Source organism: Pseudomonas sp. P7548 (assembly GCF_013386585.1).
Lineage (GTDB): Bacteria > Pseudomonadota > Gammaproteobacteria > Pseudomonadales > Pseudomonadaceae > Aquipseudomonas.
The window spans coordinates 37,486-55,530 of the sequence record NZ_JACARO010000059.1 but is presented as its reverse complement, the minus strand read 5'-3'; the positions used below and the strand labels follow the sequence as shown (position 1 = coordinate 55,530).

At 60.9% G+C, this 18,045-nt stretch carries 14 protein-coding genes and 1 pseudogene; 7 read left to right on the top strand and 8 right to left on the bottom strand.

Features of this window, described 5'->3' with window-relative positions; translation table 11 throughout:
• Positions 1–48: 48 nt before the first annotated feature.
• The 3 genes from cgtA to rplU form a co-directional block, all read right to left on the bottom strand.
• On the bottom strand, positions 49–1,272 hold the full coding sequence (gene cgtA, locus HX803_RS22470; protein WP_176996947.1) for an Obg family GTPase CgtA: 1,224 nt from the start codon (positions 1,270–1,272) through the stop codon (positions 49–51).
• A gap of 194 nt (positions 1,273–1,466) precedes the next feature.
• Positions 1,467–1,724: a 50S ribosomal protein L27 gene (gene rpmA, locus HX803_RS22465; RefSeq protein ID WP_003176049.1), complete on the bottom strand. Its 258-nt coding sequence runs from the start codon at positions 1,722–1,724 to the stop codon at positions 1,467–1,469.
• Between the two features lie 34 nt (positions 1,725–1,758).
• A complete protein-coding gene (rplU, locus tag HX803_RS22460; protein WP_007950961.1) occupies positions 1,759–2,073 on the bottom strand; it encodes a 50S ribosomal protein L21 in 315 nt (104 codons plus the stop codon).
• A gap of 239 nt (positions 2,074–2,312) precedes the next feature.
• Between rplU and HX803_RS22455 the strand changes: the two genes are divergently transcribed.
• The 3 genes from HX803_RS22455 (at position 2,313) to HX803_RS22445 (ending at position 4,252) form a co-directional block, all read left to right on the top strand.
• Positions 2,313–3,281, top strand: a complete 969-nt coding sequence (locus tag HX803_RS22455; protein ID WP_176996946.1) for a polyprenyl synthetase family protein — start codon at positions 2,313–2,315, stop codon at positions 3,279–3,281.
• A gap of 211 nt (positions 3,282–3,492) precedes the next feature.
• Complete coding sequence (locus HX803_RS22450; protein ID WP_178923619.1) at positions 3,493–3,834, top strand: zinc ribbon domain-containing protein YjdM; 342 nt, start codon at positions 3,493–3,495, stop codon at positions 3,832–3,834.
• A gap of 160 nt (positions 3,835–3,994) precedes the next feature.
• Positions 3,995–4,252, top strand: coding sequence for a hypothetical protein (locus HX803_RS22445; RefSeq protein WP_064454108.1), 258 nt, complete (start codon positions 3,995–3,997; stop codon positions 4,250–4,252).
• 151 nt (positions 4,253–4,403) lie between these two features.
• Here HX803_RS22445 and HX803_RS22440 read toward each other — a convergent pair whose 3' ends face one another.
• Positions 4,404–5,021 carry an FKBP-type peptidyl-prolyl cis-trans isomerase gene (locus HX803_RS22440; protein ID WP_106578202.1) on the bottom strand — a complete coding sequence of 206 codons (618 nt, stop codon included), beginning with the start codon at positions 5,019–5,021 and terminating at the stop codon, positions 4,404–4,406.
• A gap of 176 nt (positions 5,022–5,197) precedes the next feature.
• Here HX803_RS22440 and HX803_RS22435 point away from each other — a divergent pair, with 176 nt between their 5' ends.
• The 3 genes and pseudogenes from HX803_RS22435 (at position 5,198) to HX803_RS33190 (ending at position 12,976) form a co-directional block, all read left to right on the top strand.
• On the top strand, positions 5,198–10,891 hold the full coding sequence (locus HX803_RS22435; RefSeq protein WP_178923617.1) for a membrane-targeted effector domain-containing toxin: 5,694 nt from the start codon (positions 5,198–5,200) through the stop codon (positions 10,889–10,891).
• A 75-nt stretch (positions 10,892–10,966) separates the two neighbouring features.
• Positions 10,967–12,073 (top strand): annotated as a pseudogene (locus tag HX803_RS33195) (methyl-accepting chemotaxis protein); the annotation flags it as partial.
• 39 nt (positions 12,074–12,112) lie between these two features.
• On the top strand, positions 12,113–12,976 hold the full coding sequence (locus HX803_RS33190; protein ID WP_371319360.1) for a methyl-accepting chemotaxis protein: 864 nt from the start codon (positions 12,113–12,115) through the stop codon (positions 12,974–12,976).
• Positions 12,977–13,169: 193 nt separating this feature from the next.
• Here the strand turns inward: HX803_RS33190 and HX803_RS22425 are convergent, their stop codons facing one another.
• From HX803_RS22425 to HX803_RS22410, 4 genes are all read right to left on the bottom strand, one after another.
• Complete coding sequence (locus HX803_RS22425) at positions 13,170–13,538, bottom strand: glyoxalase superfamily protein (RefSeq protein ID WP_178923613.1); 369 nt, start codon at positions 13,536–13,538, stop codon at positions 13,170–13,172.
• Positions 13,539–13,693: 155 nt separating this feature from the next.
• Complete coding sequence (locus tag HX803_RS22420; protein WP_178923611.1) at positions 13,694–15,160, bottom strand: amidohydrolase family protein; 1,467 nt, start codon at positions 15,158–15,160, stop codon at positions 13,694–13,696.
• A 1-nt stretch (position 15,161) separates the two neighbouring features.
• The gene (locus HX803_RS22415; RefSeq protein ID WP_178923609.1) at positions 15,162–16,022 is read right to left on the bottom strand and encodes a MurR/RpiR family transcriptional regulator; all 861 of its coding nucleotides are present in this window, start codon (positions 16,020–16,022) and stop codon (positions 15,162–15,164) included.
• A 12-nt stretch (positions 16,023–16,034) separates the two neighbouring features.
• The gene (locus tag HX803_RS22410; protein WP_256732910.1) at positions 16,035–17,384 is read right to left on the bottom strand and encodes a gluconate:H+ symporter; all 1,350 of its coding nucleotides are present in this window, start codon (positions 17,382–17,384) and stop codon (positions 16,035–16,037) included.
• A gap of 261 nt (positions 17,385–17,645) precedes the next feature.
• On the opposite strand from HX803_RS22410, the gene HX803_RS22405 reads away from it, so the two are divergent.
• The gene (locus HX803_RS22405; RefSeq protein ID WP_176996938.1) at positions 17,646–18,038 is read left to right on the top strand and encodes a lysozyme inhibitor LprI family protein; all 393 of its coding nucleotides are present in this window, start codon (positions 17,646–17,648) and stop codon (positions 18,036–18,038) included.
• Positions 18,039–18,045: the final 7 nt, after the last annotated feature.

Here is an 18,045-nt window from a genome sequence, read left to right as displayed (position 1 = left end):
TACTAAAACGCCGCTCCAGGGAGCGGCGTTCAAGTTTACTGCAACGGATCAGTCGCGCACGTAAATGATTTCCGGACCGTCTTCATCATCCACGTCTTCTTCGTCCCAATCGTCGTCGCCGATGTCGTGGACCGACTTCACGCCACTGCGGCGCAAGGCACGCTGGTCGTCCAGGGCCTGCAGCTGGGCGCGGGCTTCGTCTTCGATGCGCTGATCGAGTTCGGCCAGTTCGGCCTTGAACACCGGGTCGGCCGCCAGGCGGTCGGCGCGGTCTTCCAGGTAGCGCATGATGTCGCGGGTCAGGCGCTCGGTGCCTTCTTTGGCGATGGCCGAGATCACGTAGACCGGGCCTTCCCACTCCAGGCGGTCGACGATTTCCTTGACGCGCGCCTCGTGCTCTTCTTCGAGGATCTGGTCGCACTTGTTCAGCACCAGCCAACGATCACGCTCGGCCAGGGACGGGCTGAACTTGGTCAGTTCGCTGACGATCACTTCGGCGGCATCCGGTGCGCTGGTGTCATCCAGTGGCGCCATGTCCACGAGGTGCAGCAGCAGACGGGTACGGGACAAGTGCTTGAGGAAGCGAATCCCCAGGCCTGCGCCATCGGAAGCACCTTCGATCAGACCGGGAATGTCGGCGATCACGAAGCTTTTCCAGCGGTCAACGCTGACCACGCCCAGGTTGGGCACCAGGGTGGTGAACGGGTAGTCGGCAACTTTCGGCTTCGCGGCCGAGACCGAGCGGATGAAGGTACTTTTACCGGCGTTCGGCAGGCCCAACAGGCCCACGTCGGCCAATACTTTCATTTCCAGCTTCAGGTCACGCTGTTCGCCCGGCTTGCCTGGAGTGGTCTGGCGCGGCGCGCGGTTGGTACTGGACTTGAATCGGGTGTTGCCCAGACCGTGCCAGCCGCCCTGCACAACCATCAGCTTCTGGCCGGCCTTGGTCAGGTCGCCGATCACTTCCTGGGTGGCAGAGTCGATGATGGTGGTGCCGACCGGTACGCGCAGTACCAGGTCTTCGCCTTTTTTACCGGTGCAGTCGGTGCTGCCGCCGTTGGAGCCACGCTCGGCATCGAAGTGCCGGGTGTAACGGTAGTCGACCAGGGTGTTGAGGTTTTCGTCGGCCATCATGTAGATGGAACCGCCGTCACCGCCGTCACCGCCGTTGGGGCCACCGTTTTCGATGAATTTTTCGCGACGGAAACTCATGCAACCGTTACCGCCGTCGCCTGCTTTTACTCGGATGGAAACTTCATCAACGAACTTCATAACAAAACGCCTCTCGTCGCGTGGACGAGCTTAAGAAACCAAGACATAAGACTCTTGCAAAAATGAGCGTAGCGACCTCAAGCAACCGCCGCAAATGCGGCGGCTTGCGCCCATTACAAACAGCTTTGCAAGAGACTCACCCCACAAACGAAAAAGCCCCGTCGCAAGACAGGGCTTTTCCAGCGATCTCGCAATTAAGCTGCGACAACGCTCACGTAACGGCGGTTGAACGCGCCTTTTACTTCAAACTTGATCACGCCTTCGATTTTCGCGAAGAGAGTGTGATCTTTACCCATGCCTACACCGTAACCGGCGTGGAATTGGGTGCCGCGCTGACGCACGATGATGTTGCCCGGAATGATTTTCTGGCCGCCATACATCTTCACGCCAAGGCGTTTGGCTTCTGAGTCGCGACCGTTACGGGTACTACCACCAGCTTTTTTGTGTGCCATGAGTCAATTCTCCTAGTGAGGAATTAGGCTGAAATTAAGCCTGAATACCGGTGATTTTGATCTCGGTGTACCACTGGCGGTGGCCCATACGTTTCATGTGGTGCTTACGACGACGGAACTTGATGATGCGGACTTTATCGTGACGACCTTGGGAGATCACTTCAGCCACAACGGTAGCGCCAGCAACAACTGGAGCGCCGATGTTCACGTCATCGCCATTGGCGACCAACAGAACGCGATCAAAAGTCACGGATTCGCCAGTAGCGACTTCCAGTTTTTCGATCTTCAGGTATTCACCTGGGGCGACTTTGTATTGCTTGCCACCAGTAACAATTACTGCGTACGACATGGTATTTCTCCGATAATCCTGCTCACCCAGCGCTTTATAAGAAGAGGTATTGGCTGGCATGGCTGCATGGGATGGACGTCCCGAATGCAATTGCGTAAGGCAGGTGCTGCCCAGGAAGTTCAGGGTGCGCGATTGTACGCAAGGTAAAGGGGTGTTGCAAGGGGCCGTCTATCGCGCCTTGACACCCGGGGGTCAGGGTCCTAGCATGCCGCGCAACCCTTCTGGAGCGACTGTCGCTGATGCAACCCCAAGCTTTCTACCGCGCGGTCGCGGACGATTTTAGCGCCGTCGACGGCATCATCAAGCAGCAGCTGACATCTAAAGTGCCGCTGGTCTCCAAAATCGGCGACTACATTACGTCGGCGGGCGGCAAACGCCTGCGTCCTTTATTAGTGTTGCTGTGCGGCAAGGCCCTGGGCCGTGAGGGCGATGACCTGCGCCTCTTGGCCGCCACCATTGAGTTCCTGCACACCGCTACCCTGCTGCATGACGACGTGGTCGACATGTCCGGCATGCGCCGTGGCCGCGAGACCGCCAACGCAATGTGGGGCAATGCCCCCAGCGTACTGGTGGGTGACTTCCTGTATTCGCGCTCCTTCGAAATGATGGTCGAGCTGGGCTCGATGCCAGTGATGAAGATTCTTTCACAGGCCACACGCATCATCGCCGAGGGCGAAGTGTTGCAGCTGTCGAAGGTCCGCGACGCCAGCACCACCGAAGAAACCTACATGGAAGTGATTCGCGGCAAGACCGCGATGCTCTTCGAAGCCTCGACCCACAGTGCCGCAGCGCTGTGTGGCGCCACCGCCGAACAGGCCGAAGCGCTGCGCACCTTTGGTGATCACCTGGGCGTGGCGTTCCAACTGGTGGACGACCTGCTCGACTACCGTGGCGACGCCGAAACCCTGGGCAAGAACGTGGGTGACGACCTGGCCGAAGGCAAGCCGACCCTGCCGTTGATCTACACCATGCGCGAAGGCACACCGGAACAGGCAGCCCTGGTGCGCAAGGCGATCCAGAAAGGCGGGATCGAAGACCTGGAGGCCATCCGTGCCGCCGTTGAAGCTTCGGGCTCGCTGGATTACACCGCTCAGTTGGCGCGTGACTTCGTCGCCCGTGCCATCCAGTGCCTGGAAGTGATTCCAGCCAGCGAATACCGGGACGCCTTGGTCGAGCTGAGTGAGTTTGCGGTAGCCCGCACTCACTGATCCGGCCCTATGTAGGAAAGGGCTTGTGTGGGAGCGGGCTTGCTCGCGAAAGCGGTGTATCAGTCGGTATATGTGCTGACTGAAATCCGCTTTCGCGAGCAAGCCCGCTCCCACATTTAGTTTGTATTGCCAGCTCAAGACTGCGTCCTCCCTCGCAATAAACCCTATATAATGTGCGCCCTTTAGCCATCCTGACTTTCAAGGAGCCTTAGTGAGCACGTTGCCACCCTGCCCGAAATGCAATTCCGAATACACCTACGAAGACGGCGCCCAGCTGATCTGCCCGGAATGCGCCCATGAGTGGTCCGCCAACGGCGAGACCGAAGCAGCCGGTGATGAAACCGTGAAGAAAGATGCTGTAGGCAATGTGCTGCAGGACGGCGATACCATCACCGTGATCAAGGACCTCAAGGTCAAGGGCACTTCCCTGGTGGTCAAGGTCGGCACCAAGGTCAAGAACATCCGCCTGTGCGACGGCGACCACGATATCGATTGCAAGATCGACGGTATCGGCCCGATGAAGCTCAAGTCCGAGTTCGTGCGCAAGGTCTGAACCGGCTGCTTCCATCCCGCGCCCGTCGCGGGATGGCGTTTCGCCCTCCCCGTTGATCCCGCGCAATATCCACACAGAAAAATCCAGAATCCGCCAATAGGCACTTGCTATTCCACGAATAAGAATTATTCTCATTGAAACCCATCAAGGAGAATGACTCATGACGTATTTGATCGATGCCTGGCTGGACCGCCCACACCCTTACCTGCGCATCCTGCATCGGGAAACCGGTGAAGTCTGTGCGGTGCTGGAAGAGGAAGCGCTGAATGAGCTGCAGGACCAGGGCGACCTGGACGTGAGTGGCCTGAGTTCCAGTGAGCCTGGGGTGTTGAAGGAGGTCGTGCGTAACCTGTTTCTGTTCTGCTATGCCCGAGCGTTGCGCCCGGCCACTGAGTTGAATGGCAAGTTCCATCCATGAAGCAAACTGTACAGTCTTTGGGAACGGGCTTTATGTGGGAGCGGGCTTGCTCGCGAAGCGGACAACACGGTGTATCAGACAGACCGCGTTGATGCATTCGCGAGCAAGCCCGCTCCCACACAAGCCCAACACCCGCAGTAATCAGCAGGTCTTACAGAACGTCGAGCAGCTCGACGTCGAACACCAGAACGCTGTGCGGCGGGATGCTGCCAACGCCTTGAGCGCCATAAGCCAGTTCGCTCGGCACGTACAGGCGCCATTTGCTGCCGGCATTCATCAGTTGCAGGGCTTCGGTCCAGCCAGCGATCACGCCACCGACCGGGAATTCTGCAGGCTGGCCGCGCTCGTAGGAGCTGTCAAACACAGTGCCGTCGATCAGGGTGCCGTGGTAGTGGGTACGCACTTGGTCTTCACGGGTTGGCTTGGCGCCAGTACCCGCGGTCAGCACTTCAAATTGCAGGCCAGAAGCCAGGGTGGTGATGCCATCACGCTTGGCATTTTCAGCCAGGAATGCCAGGCCAGCGCCAGCAGCCGCTTCAGCCTTGGCAGCCGCTTCGGCTTGCATGATTTCACGGATGACCTTGAAGCTGGCAGCCATTTGCTCCTGGTCAACACGGCTTGGCTTACCGGCGAACGCGTCGGTCAGGCCGGCCAGGATCGCGTCGATGCTCACGCCCGGTGGCGGATTATCGCGCAGTTGGTCGCCCAGTTGACGGCCAATACCGTAGCTGACGCGGGTTTCGTCGGTGGACAGATTAACTTCGGACATGAAGGTGCTCCGCTGTAGGACGGCACGAATGTCCGTGCCCTCCAGATCTAAAAGGGCCAGCAGACTAGCACACAACACCCAACCTTGATGAGCGTCCCGCTATAGCTATCTACAGCCGGACACCCGTCGCCACTCCCCATGCTGGTGGTTCCATTCATCACCCTGGGACCGTGCCGATGAGTACGCCGAATCACCGCCTCCCCCTGCAACAACTCCACAGTCACCTGCTGGAAATCGCCCCAACGCTGCGCCCCCATAGTCGGCGCCCCGTCACCTTGCCAGATGAGCGGCTGGCACTGGACACCCTCAACACCACCCTCAAGCGCATCAACCAAGCCTATATGACCCAGGCCAGCGCCCTTTACCAGGCGCTGGACCTGACCGACCCCGGCCAACTGGCCAAACTGAAAACCCGCCTGGACACCCAGCTGCAACACCTGGATGACACCAGCACCGTCAATGGCCAGAGCCGCAAGACCTACCTGACTGACACTGCCGGCATCAAGGCGCTGGAACAGGAAACCCGGCTCAATGTCAGCGATACCTTGCTGTCCCCCCTCGACCTGCAGATGCTGGAAGACTGCTCCCGGCCTCCGACGTTGCGCCCTGGTCTGTACGCCTTGACCTTTGATTACCAGGACCGACGCATCGAATTCGCCGGGGCGTTCGTGCTGACACGCCAGGCTACCCCGAGCGTTGACCGCTTGAGCGGCGATGCCGTCGTGGGCCCGGTGCTGCTCTTCACGCCCTCACGTGGGTTGGAAGCCTTCGCCACCTTGCAAGACCTTGACCAGGGCCTGCTGCATACCATGGCACTGCGCAGCGGCCACGCTGAATTCAGCCGTCACTTGCCGGTGCAGTATCAGCACCTGGATGTCACCGATATCTGGCCGCTGGCACTGCAACCGATCACCGATCAACCGCTGTTCGAACATGCTTATCAAGCCCTGCTCGACAAACGTAAAAAAGACATCCACCACGCCCTGAGCCTGGCCGAAAATGCTCAGTTGAACGCTACCCAACTCAAGCAGCACCTCGACGACGCCCTCCACGCCGCGCTGCCCGACCTCACGCCGCGCCTGGACATTCGCGCCCAACGCCTGCTGGAGCGCGACCTGTTCAATGCCCTGCCCGACTGGTATCGCAGCGCCAACACGCGCGAGCGCGCGACCGTCGACCAGCACCTGCAGCGCTACAATCAAGCCCGCCAGGCTTTCCTCGAACTGTTCGGCCCCGCCGCGACACCTCAAGCCCTGGCCCGCCATCAATGGGCCGAGCAACTGGCCGATGAGCTGGATATCCACGACCTGGACCCGGACCTGCTGCACATCACCACGCTTCGTACCGTGCCTCAGGTTGGCACCTACAACCAGCAACGGTCATTGGTGGAGCTGACCCTGCGCGGCCTGCACCCCGGCGACAGTACGCCCGGTTCGGCGTTCCTCGATCGCAGCACCTTGAGCTACGCCGGAGCGCCGCTTGGCGCCGCCCACGCGCACCTCAACCTGCCCACCTTGCTCACGCTGCTGCAAGACCTGCAACCGCGCCTGGACTTCGCCAGCACGCTGAAAACCGCACTGGCCGCTCCACAAGTCAAATTGGCGGCACGGAGGCTCTTCGATCAGCGCCTGGTGCTCATGGCCAACCTCGCCCGGCTGCAAGGCCATCTGGGCCCGGACGATTTCCAACGTTTCGAAGACTTGCAAAAACACACACGCCAATCGTTGCACGCCCAGACCGTGTTGCTCCACGGCGCACAACTCAAGGACCTGTGGCTGCTGCGCGAAGATGACGACCAGGGCCAGGTCAAACGCCTCCTGCTGTGTACGCCCGACGCACCGAGCGCCCGGCAGTTCATCGCGTTCAACACACTGCGCGAATGCCAGACCCATATCATCGGCTGGACGGACAGCAAGGCCCGCCTCAAGGGGCGCACCATGAGCGACTACCTGCTGGAGCAGGTGCCGCTGCGTTTCAGGCCAAAGATGCGTGACTTTCTGCGCAGTATCAGCCTGCGCCCTGACGCCAACGAGCACCTGGAAGTGACTTTTGGCAAACCGTGCACCTATGCCGACTGCCTGGAAGCGATCGCCGCGCACCAGTTGACGATACAGTTGGATGACTACGAGTTCAGCTCACCGGCCTGGTACCGCACGGCCTCTGTCAATGATCGCAGCCGCCTGGCAAGCCTGGCCGACGATGCGGCCGGCGCACTGCGTGTCTATAACGCAAGGCCAGACGCTGAATCCAGCGTCCCTGCGTTCGAGCGCTACCTGCACGACCAAGCCAGGCTCAGTCTCAACCGTCTGTTAGGTCGCCAGCAAAACGATATTGACCCGGATACAGTATTTGCCTATGCCCCCAAACCACTGGTGGGCGCTGCGGCGACGCCAGTGTCGTACACCACGCTGTATCGCGATGGGTATGAAGACGGCATCGGCTTTCTCAATGAAAAATTCTCAACCTCCGCGACCTTCCGCGGCCCGCCCGACGTAGACCTGAGCCCGTTGACAGCGCAGAACGTAGCACGCTCCGTCACGGGCGTCTGGATCGGTCAACGCTACACCGATGAAATCCGTCGACGCCTGCAAAACAGTGACAGCCCAGGCTATGACGAGCGACGCACTGCCGTGCTGGCCATCGTGCAACTGCAGATGAAAAGCGCGGCTCTGGAGTCCCGCCTGCAAGGGCATCTCACTCCAGCTGACCTGGCCTGGCTGGAGAGGGCCATTGAGGGTCTTTCCGACAGCGGCAACACCGAGCGCAACATCTACAGGGTGCACCGACTGTCCATTGATGGAGACTGGGTGATCGGCAACTACCTGTTCAGCCACGGCGACAAGCCGATACTGCTTTACACCCCTGATGCGCCGGACGGTATCCGTTGGCGCGAGGCCAGGCTGTTCAACTACGTGCTCAAAAAAGTTGAGGGGATGCCCGCTTACTGGGGCGCGCGGGTACCGTTGCCGTCAATGGCACGGGTTGCACAGTTCCTGAAAACCGCTCGTGAAGGGTTGCCGGTCGAGATCGACCGCACCACCCCGAGCCCTGCCCGGTATGACAGCATCCAGCACATCACACCGCTGACCGATCTGCGCCATGAGTTCTACAACATGAGCCTGCAACGCAAGATCGATGACGTGCACGCGACAACAGTCAATCGGCTCCAGATGATCACTGGCATTCTGTGGACCTGCGTCGAGTGGCTGACCGCGGTCGCCACCATGCCGTTCCCACTGCTCAGCCTGACCCTGGGCGGCCTACTGGCCTTCAAGGACGCCATGCTCGCCCTCAACGCCTACCACCAGAACGACACGGACAGCGCCCTGCAGCACTATCTCGGCTACCTGGCCAATGTGGGCGGGGCGCTGTTGTTCGACGCGCGTCCGGCATTGAAGGGCGCCTTCAAGTCACTGCGTCCGACGATTCGCACGAGCACACAAGCTGCCGACAACGCAGTGCTCAGCCAGGTAGACATGCTCAAACCCGAGGGCATGCAGCCGGTGCTGTTCGACGGAAACTCACTGTGGGCGTCACACACCCCGGATGCATTGGGTCGCTACTTGCTGTATCGCCATGACCCGCAGAGCGGCCAGTTGCTGTCCACCTCACGGTTGGTCAACCGCAATGCCGACGGCCAATGGGTGCGTTCCGGTGTGGTCGGTGGCGGGCGCAAGAAATACGAAAAGCTGTTGGCCGACGAGAGCAGCCCACTGGAGGCATTCGACGTCGCGCCCGAGCAAGCCAAGACCTTCCGCGCGATGCTCGACCCGGAGTTCAAGGCCCGCCTGGAGGGGATGGGGGCCGAATATGGCGGTGCCGCACAAGGTAATGCCTTCAACCAAGCGGCCCCCTTGCGCACGGCGTATGCCAAGCAGATCGAACTACTGAACCAGCGTGCCGACGCCTTCTTCCCGGCGCTCCCCGCTGCGGCGCCCAAGTCCCCCTTGCCCGTGTTCGCGGTCGATACCGCACCTGTGGATATCCTCAAGTCCCTGTTCAATCGCCACAAACGCCTGATCATCGGCGCCCTCGACAGCTCCATCGCCAGCAAGCAACTGTTGATCGAACAATTGCCTGCGCTGGCCGAACAGGGGCTCAAGCGCGTCTACATCGAAAATCTGCCCCGCGACCTGTTCCATCGCAAGCTGAAGGTCCTCAACAACCAGCTCGGCGGCAACAAGGCCCAGGCGCTGGCACAGATCGAGCGACATCTGATGCAAGTCGATCAAGCCCTGGGGCTCACGGCCGATGCCCCGTTCACTTATCGAAAATTGCTGCTGGAAACCCAACGCTTGAATATTGCCATCGATGGCATCGACGGGTCCGCCTCGTACCATATGGAGCACGTACTGGCTCTTGGGGAGGGTCCGCGCTTCATTCCCCGCAGCAGCAAGCTGCGCAATGCCTACTCCCACTCCGTGATTGAACAAAACCTGAAAAACAACCCCGGCGAAGGCTGGTTGGCGCTGGTGGACTCCAACCGCCTGGGCACTCATGAACAGGTCGCGGGCCTGGCAGATCTACAAAACACTCCGGCCCTGCGGGTTGAAGACGCCGCACCCGGCCAACGCATCGGCGTGTGGCCCGACACTGCCACCCGCGCGCAGTCTCGCGGTGACTTCATCCTGGCCCTGCCAACCATCCACGCCACGTTGCGCAGACCCAGTACGTCGGGCACACCGGCGGGCGCTGCCAGCCATTACGCCGCGTTCGACCTGCCCTCGGACATTCGCAGCGATATCAACCTGATCAGGCAGACCCATCGCGGCCTCGACACTCGCTACTCAATTGCCACCCCCCGACATGCTGCCGCGCAATCCACCTTCAGCCAAACCCGGCAGCGGCTTTCGGACAACGCCAAGATTTTTTTCAACGAGCTCACATTGCCCCCGCGCAGTTTGCCGGCGAACCTGGCCACGACCAGCAGTGAAACCGTGTTCATCGAGCGGCTGTACCAACAAAAACTCGGGCTGGTCATTGGCGAAGCCCACAGCGCCCGCGCCAGCAAGCGGCTGCTGATCGACAACTTCAAGCTCCTGAAAAAACAGGGCGTCAAAACGCTATACATGGAGCATCTGCTCACCGACCTGCACCAGGCCGCGCTGGAGACTTACCAGCGCACGCTGAAAATGCCGCCCATTCTGGAGCATTACCTGCTGAGTCTGGACGCCGGTCACATGCCGCAATACAGAGGCCCGGACACCTTCACTCAAGTCGTCAAGGCAGCCAACAAGCACGGGATCCGCATACGTGCACTGGACTGCACCGCCAGCTATCACGTCAAAGGCCTCGGTGGGGATACCCCCCGCGCCCGGCTGTTCAGCTACTTTGCCAACCAGGTGATCAGCGCAGACCAACAGGCCCTGGGTCCGCATAAGTGGGTAGCGTTCATGGGCAGTACGCACACGGACATGTATGTCGGCGTACCCGGTATCGCGCAGTTGCAGGATGCCGTCAGCCTGCATGTGCGTGATACCGCGCCGTCATTGGCCAAACCGTTGCACAGCGCTGGCTGGCAGAGGGTTGACGACCGCTACGGCGTGGCCTTGCGCAGCGACTACCGCGTTGAAGTGGGCATTGCAGGGCGGCCGCTACCCCCCGTCGAACCGCTGCCGGACCGCAGCAAGCTAACGGCGCCCGGACAGTTCTTCATCGAGCGCCCCACTGACGGCGAGGCCAACCTGGTGCACTTCTCGCGCAGCAATGAAATTCTCACCACGCCGATTCAAATCGACGACAAGGGCCAGTACTTCGTCGAGCGCTGGGAGTCCTTCAGCCCCCTGCGCTTCTACTACTTGTCTCAATTGGTCGAGGCGCTCAAAACCCCTCCCCCAAGAGGCATGGGGTTAACACAAGTGGCCGGATAAGCCGCCAGCACCCTGCCCGTTCATCGGGCAGAGTGCCTGTTTCACCCCACCAGCCGAAAAAGCCATTTCAGATTCATGTATCGCCGCCGATACCCATCTACTTACTTTGGCTGGCTCAAACAACAACACCGTCCAGCAGACAAACATCAACTTGCGGAGCATTCGATGAACAGCTGGTTCGGCAACATCAGCGTCAACCTCAAACTGGGCCTGGGCTTCGGCCTGGTATTGGTCCTCACCTCGATCCTGGCCTTGACCGGCTGGACCAGCCTGGGCGGCCTGATCGATCGCAGTAACTGGATGAGCGACATCACCCAGCTCAACGCCTCGTTGACCAAGCTGCGCATCGTGCGCTTGCAGTACATGCTGGCCAACGGTGATGAGGCCGTGGCGCAAAACGTGCAGACCAACCTCGACGCCTTCGCCGCCCAGCAACAGAAACTGCTGGACAGCTTCAAGAGCCCGGAAAACCTCAAGCTGCTCAACGAGCAGAAGAGCATCATCACCGCTTACCAGCAGTCTTTGAACAAGATGCGCGAGGCCTATCGCAACGGCAGCGCCGCGCGCCAGGTCATGGGCGACAAGGCTGACATCGCCAACGCCCAGATCAACGCCCTGGAAACCAACGTGCAGCAGATGCCCGACAGTGCAGAGCGCTTCACGCAATACCAGGCCGTGACAGATGCCAAGGAAGACTTCCAACTGGCGCGCTATGAAGTGCGCGGCTACACCAACAACGTCAACGCCGAGACCGAAGCCCGCGCCGCCGCACAAATCGAAAAAGCCATCGGCGGCTTGAAGAAGCTGAGCGCCGCGTTCGGCAGCAGCCAGCAAGCCGCATTGGCTTCGCTGGAAACGGCACTGGGCGCCTATCGCAGTGCCGTGCAGAGCTACAAGGCCGCCAACGCCAACATCGTGACCGCTCGTGCCGAGATGACCACCCAGGGCACCGACATCGTCTCGATCAGCGAAAAGCTCTACGACATCCAGCTAGATCGCCGCGACGCAGAAAGCGCCCAGGCCCGCAGCCTGCAATTGATCAGCACCCTGCTGGCCCTGCTGGTCGGCATCATTGCCGCACTGGTCATCACCCGCCAGATCACCCGCCCACTGCAAGACACCCTGGCCGTGGTTGAACACATCGCCTCGGGCGACTTGAGCCACAACATCCAGGTCACCCGCCGCGACGAACTGGGCGTGCTGCAACAAGGCATCCAGCGCATGGGCACCACGTTGCGTGAACTGATCAGCGGTATCCGCGATGGCGTGATGCAGATCTCCAGCGCCGCCGAAGAGCTGTCGGCCGTGACCGAACAGACCAGTGCAGGCGTGAACAGCCAGAAGATCGAGACCGATCAAGTGGCCACTGCCATGCACGAGATGACCGCTACCGTGCAGGAAGTGGCGCGCAATGCCGAGCAAGCCTCCCAGGCCGCGTCCGACGCCGACGGCCAGGCCCGTGAAGGCGACAAGGTGGTGGCCGAAGCCATTGCCCAGATCGAGCGCCTGGCCGCCGAAGTGGCGCGCTCCACCGATGCCATGACGCACCTGCAGCAAGAGAGCAACAAGATCGGCAGCGTGATGGACGTGATCAAGGCCGTGGCCGAACAGACCAACCTGCTCGCCCTCAACGCGGCGATCGAAGCGGCACGTGCCGGTGAAGCCGGTCGTGGGTTTGCCGTGGTAGCGGATGAAGTGCGCGGCCTGGCCCAGCGCACGCAGAAGTCCACCGAGGAAATCGAAGGCCTGGTAGCCGGTTTGCAGAACGGCACGCAGCAAGTGGCCAACGTGATGAACAACAGCCGCAGCCTCACTGACAGCAGCGTCGAACTGACGCGCAAGGCCGGCGTGTCACTGGAAAACATCACCCGTACGGTGTCGAACATCCAGTCGATGAACCAGCAGATCGCAGCCGCCGCCGAGCAGCAGAGCGCCGTGGCTGAAGAGATCAGCCGCAGTATCGTGAATGTGCGTGATGTGTCCGAGCAGACTGCAACGGCGAGTGACGAGACGGCTAAATCGAGTGTGGAGCTGGCGCGCTTGGGCAGCCAGTTGCAGCAGATGGTCAGTCATTTCCGGGTTTAAGCGTAATCAATGTGGCGAGGGAGCTTGCTCCCTCGCCACAGGTGCAAACTCAGACACACTCGGCCCTCCGTGAGTTGGGCCTTACCTCCAGCGCACTTACCGGAACACGTGAGCCCTCGGACGCAGGTCGATGCGTCCTTTGAGAGCGCAGCCCCAGCCACTAACTGGGTTTTTTATTGCCTGCGATTTCCCCTCAGCCCTCGCCTTCCTCGACAAACACCAGCCGATTCCCAAACGGGTCCTTGATGCTCATCTCACGCGAGCCCCAGGGCGTGTCTTCAACCCCTGGCTTGGCATACCGGTAGTCCTTGCCCACCAACTGCTGCTGATAGGCGTCCACCCCTTGCGCCTGGATCCGCACCGCCGCGCCCGGCGACGCATCGCCATGGTGCTCGGACAAATGCAGCACGCAGTCACCCAGCGATACTTGTAAATACAGCGGAAAATTCGCTTCGAAGCGATGCTGCCAATCCACCTTGAACCCCAGGAAATCGACGTAAAACTCCAGCGCCTTGGCCTCGTCGAAAATCCGCAAAATGGGGGTGACTTTTCCTAAGTGCATGCATCCGCCTCCGTGTCTGAAAACCACAACTATAGGGGGTTCCATTGTTGAATGGCAGATCGAAATCGCAGGCAACTCCCACAGTGGATCGCATTCATCCAGCCCCCCCGATCCACTGTGGGAGCTGGCTTGCCTGCGATGAAGGCCAAACCGATCTACCGCCCCTCCACAAACCCACCCCGCAAATCCCCACTGCGCGCCAGGAACCGCCCCGGCCTTTCACCGTTCGCCTGCCCTTCGCTGTAGCTCAACACGCCGTTGACCCACACGCCATCAATCCCTTCCGCTGCCTGCTGCGGCGCCTTGAAATCCGCCACATCGCGCACGCGCAACGGGTCGAACAGCACCAGGTCAGCCCAGTGCCCTTCGCGGATTTCGCCGCGTTCGGACAACCCAAATCGCGCGGCCGACAGCCCGGTCATCTTGTGCACGGCGGTATGCAACGGGAACAAGCCGACATCCCGACTGAAATGCCCCAGCACCCGCGGAAACGCCCCCCACAAACGCGGATGCGGGAACGGGTCTTCCGGCAGCCCGTCCGACCCGACCATCGATAAGGGATGCGCCAAAATACGCCGCACATCCGCCTCATCCATCCCGTAGTACACCGCCCCGGCAGGTTGTAGCCGGCGCGCGGCATCCATCAGCGAAACATCCCACTCGGCCGCAATATCCTGCAAATCACGCCCGCCCATCTCCGGGTGTGGCGTCGACCAGGTGATGGTGATGCGGAACGCATCGGTGACCTGCTTGAGGTCCAGCGTCGAAGAGCTCGCCGCATAGGGGTAGCAATCGCAGCCTACCGGGTGGGTTTTCGCCGCCTCTTCCAAGGACGCCAGCAACTGCGGACTACGCCCCCAGTTACCCGCGCCGGCACACTTGAGGTGAGAAATGATCACCGGCGCCCTGGCATGCCGGCCGATCAGGAAGGCCTCGTCCATCGCCTCCAGCACCGGTTCAAATTCGCTGCGCAAATGGGTGGTGTACACCGCGCCAAACGCGGTCAGTTCCTCACTCAATTGCAGCACTTCATCGGTCTCGGCGTTGAACGCGCTGGCGTAGGCCAGGCCTGTGGATAAACCGAGGGCGCCGGCTTCGAGACTTTCTTGCAGTTGCACACGCATGGCCGAAATTTCATCCGGCGTGGCGGTGCGATGCAGGTCATCCATATGGTTGCTGCGCAAGGCCGTATGGCCGATCAGCGCAGCGACATTGACCGCTGGGTGGGCGCTTTCCACCGCAGCACGGTAATCGGAAAACCGTGGGTAAGTGAACGCCGCGCGCGTGCCCAACAGGTTCATCGGGTCCGGAGGGTCACCGCGCAAACTGACCGGCGATGCACTGATGCCGCAATTGCCGACAATCACCGTCGTAACCCCTTGGCTGAGCTTGGGCAGCATCTGCGGTTGGCGGATCACCACCGTGTCATCGTGGGTGTGCACGTCGATAAAGCCCGGCGCCAACACGCGCCCCGTCGCATCCACTTCATGGGGGGCCGTCGCCTCGGATAAATCGCCGATGGTCTCGATGCGCCCTTCGCGCAGCCCGACGTCAGCAACATAGCCGGGCGTGTTGCTGCCATCGATGATCAACGCCTGGCGAATCAGCGTGTCGTACGTCATGTCAGTCTCCAAGCGGCAGGCTGTCGGGGCCGCCGCGATAATCGTCCAGCGCCAGCTTGATCCGGCGCAGGCGTTCCTGGTTGTCGTCCGGCATGGCCAGCGCCAGCTCGGTGGCGAGCAGGTCGATGGCCAACAGCAGTCCGTAGCGCGCCGCCGTGGGTTTGTAGATAAAACTGGTTTCAGCCGGTTGCAGCGGCAGCACCACGTCGGCCAGTTCGGCCAGCGGGGAACCGGCAAGGGTGATGGCGATGATGCGCGCATCGTAGTTGCGCGCCAGCCTGACCACGTCCAGCAACTCCGGCGTTAGGCCGGTGAGCGAGCACACAATCAACGCGTGCTCAGGGCCCAACGTCGCGGCAGTGACACGCATCATCACCGGGTCATGGCTGGCGGCAATCGGGTACCCCAAACGTACCAGGCGGACCTGCAACTCATCGCTGCACAGGCTCGACGGGCCGCCCATGCCAAACGCATGGATCATCCGCGCCTTGCCCAACAGGCTCACCGCATCGGCAAAACTCGCCTGGTTGAAACCCGACAAATGCTGGCGCAAGGTCGCCTCGATATCCCCCAGGATCTGCCGATGAAAGGCCGACTGTTCCGGCAACCCCGACGGGTCCAGGAAACGGCTGCCCACGCCACTGGCCTGGGCCAGTTGCAGGCGCAAATCGCGCAGATCCCGACAGCCCACACTGCGCGCGAACCGCGACAGCGTCGCCGTGCTGACCTCGGCCCGTTGGGACAGCGCTTCCAGGCTGGCCGACGCGGCAAAACCCACGTCCTCAAGCATCAGCTTGGCGATTCGCCCTTCACCGGCGCTGAAAGAATCCTGGCGGGCGCGGATCTGGTAGAGGATGTCCATGGGGTCTCCGGGTTACAGGATGCAGGACAGACCATAGGTCAGACCGAAGGCGACCACTGAAATGAGGGTCTCCAACACGGTCCAGGTCTTGAAGGTCTGGATCACCGTCATATTGAAGTATTCCTTGATCAGCCAGAAGCCGCCGTCGTTCACGTGGGAAAAGATCACCGAGCCCGCGCCCGTGGCCAGTACCAGCAATTCGGGGTGTGGATAACCCAGGCCCATGGCGACTGGGGCAACCACGCCAGACGCGGTGGTCATGGCCACCGTCGCCGAACCGGTGGCAATACGCATCAACGCAGCAAACAGCCACCCCATCACCAGCGGCGACAGGTGAAAGGCGTGGGCCAAACCGAGAATTTCGTGGGTAACGCCCGCGTCGACCAGGATGCGATTCAAACCACCGCCCGCGCCCACCAGCAAGGTGATACTCGCGGTCGGTGCCAGGCACTCATTGGTGAACTTGAGGATCGACTCGCGATTGAAGCCCTGTGCAATGCCCAAGGTCCAGAAGCTCACCAAGGTCGCCACCAACAACGCGATCACCGAGTTGCCGATAAACAGCAGGAATTGATTGAAGCCGGTGCCCGGTGTAGAAATCACATTGGCCCAACCGCCGATCATCATCAGCACCACCGGCAGCAAAATAGTGCCCATGGTCAGCGTGAAGCTCGGCAGGCGGGTGCGCGGTTCGCGGTCGATGAACTGGCGTTCCAGCGGGTTTTCGGCCGGTAAGTGAATGCGCGGCACGATGAATTTGGCGTAGACAGGACCGGCGATGATGGCGGTGGGAATGCCGATCAAAATCGCATACAGCACGGTCTGCCCCACTGACGCGTTGTACGCCAGCACCGCCATCATCGCCGCCGGGTGCGGTGGCACCAACGCGTGCACCACCGACAGGCCGGCGACCATCGGCAAGCCGACCATCAGGATCGACACGCCCACGCGCCGCGCCACGGTAAAGGCGATCGGCACCAGCAACACAAAACCGACCTCGAAAAACAGCGGTAACCCCACCAGGAAGGCAATGCACACCATGGCCCAATGGGCGTTGCGCTCGCCAAAACGGCTGATCAGCGTGCGCGCCACCTGTTCGGCGCCACCGGACTCGGCCATCATCTTGCCCAGCATGGTGCCCAGCGCGACAACCAGGGCGATATGCCCCAGGGTCTTGCCGACGCCCGCCTCGTAGGAGCCCATGATGGTGTCGGCCGGCATGCCGGCCATCAGCGCCAGGCCAATCGACACCAGGGTGATGACGATGAACGGGTTGAGCCGGTAACGTGCAATCAGCACGATCAATGCAATGATGGCAATGGCAGCGTATGCCAATAGCCCGAAGCCCGGTGATGCGGCCATGCGGTACTCCTCGGAAAGGGTCACGTCGATTTGTGGGTGAAACTCATAAATCATTACCGAGGAGCATTTTCAATTTTCATGAAAGTAATTTTCGCCTACGGATAAGCGCTGTCGCTTTGGGATATGCCAGGCGACCGTTCATGAAAATCCGGAGGGTGTTCTTACATGAAGTTTTTTGCGTGCCGAAACTCAATGGCCGGGGCCGAGTCTCAGATTGCGGCGCCCTCACCGCCCAGTACTCACGACCAGGAAAAACAGACAATGAATCGCAAAGCCCTGCTAGTTCCTTTTGCCGCCAGCGCCCTGCTGCTCGCGCTGTGCGGCAACGCCTCGGCCGCCGATAACCCGGCGCTGAAAAAATGCATGGACGGCGCCAACACCACCGCGGACATGGTCGGCTGCAACACCAAGGAGGCCAAGGTGCAGGATGACCGCTTGAACAAAGCCTACAAGACCGCGCTGGCCGCCCAGGAAGGCGACCGCAAACAGAAGCTGCAAGACGTGCAGCGTTTGTGGATCAAATACCGCGACGCCAATTGCGGCTTCGCCGGCAGCGCCACCGGCGGCACCATCGACCAGGTCAACGGCACCGGCTGTGTGCTCGACATGACCCAGACCCGCGCCCAGGAACTCGAAGACCTGGTAGGGCCATAACCCCAGC

Excerpts from the sequence above, each read along its gene's own strand:
- cgtA (WP_176996947.1), bottom strand. The coding sequence starts at position 1,272 with ATGAAGTTCGTTGATGAAGTTTCCATCCGAGTAAAAGCAGGCGACGGC.
- rpmA (WP_003176049.1), bottom strand. The coding sequence starts at position 1,724 with ATGGCACACAAAAAAGCTGGTGGTAGTACCCGTAACGGTCGCGACTCA.
- rplU (WP_007950961.1), bottom strand. The coding sequence starts at position 2,073 with ATGTCGTACGCAGTAATTGTTACTGGTGGCAAGCAATACAAAGTCGCC.
- HX803_RS22455 (WP_176996946.1), top strand. The coding sequence starts at position 2,313 with ATGCAACCCCAAGCTTTCTACCGCGCGGTCGCGGACGATTTTAGCGCC.
- HX803_RS22445 (WP_064454108.1), top strand. The coding sequence starts at position 3,995 with ATGACGTATTTGATCGATGCCTGGCTGGACCGCCCACACCCTTACCTG.
- HX803_RS22440 (WP_106578202.1), bottom strand. The coding sequence starts at position 5,021 with ATGTCCGAAGTTAATCTGTCCACCGACGAAACCCGCGTCAGCTACGGT.
- HX803_RS22435 (WP_178923617.1), top strand. The coding sequence starts at position 5,198 with ATGAGTACGCCGAATCACCGCCTCCCCCTGCAACAACTCCACAGTCAC.
- HX803_RS33190 (WP_371319360.1), top strand. The coding sequence starts at position 12,113 with ATGGGCACCACGTTGCGTGAACTGATCAGCGGTATCCGCGATGGCGTG.
- HX803_RS22425 (WP_178923613.1), bottom strand. The coding sequence starts at position 13,538 with ATGCACTTAGGAAAAGTCACCCCCATTTTGCGGATTTTCGACGAGGCC.
- HX803_RS22420 (WP_178923611.1), bottom strand. The coding sequence starts at position 15,160 with ATGACGTACGACACGCTGATTCGCCAGGCGTTGATCATCGATGGCAGC.
- HX803_RS22415 (WP_178923609.1), bottom strand. The coding sequence starts at position 16,022 with ATGGACATCCTCTACCAGATCCGCGCCCGCCAGGATTCTTTCAGCGCC.
- HX803_RS22410 (WP_256732910.1), bottom strand. The coding sequence starts at position 17,384 with ATGGCCGCATCACCGGGCTTCGGGCTATTGGCATACGCTGCCATTGCC.
- HX803_RS22405 (WP_176996938.1), top strand. The coding sequence starts at position 17,646 with ATGAATCGCAAAGCCCTGCTAGTTCCTTTTGCCGCCAGCGCCCTGCTG.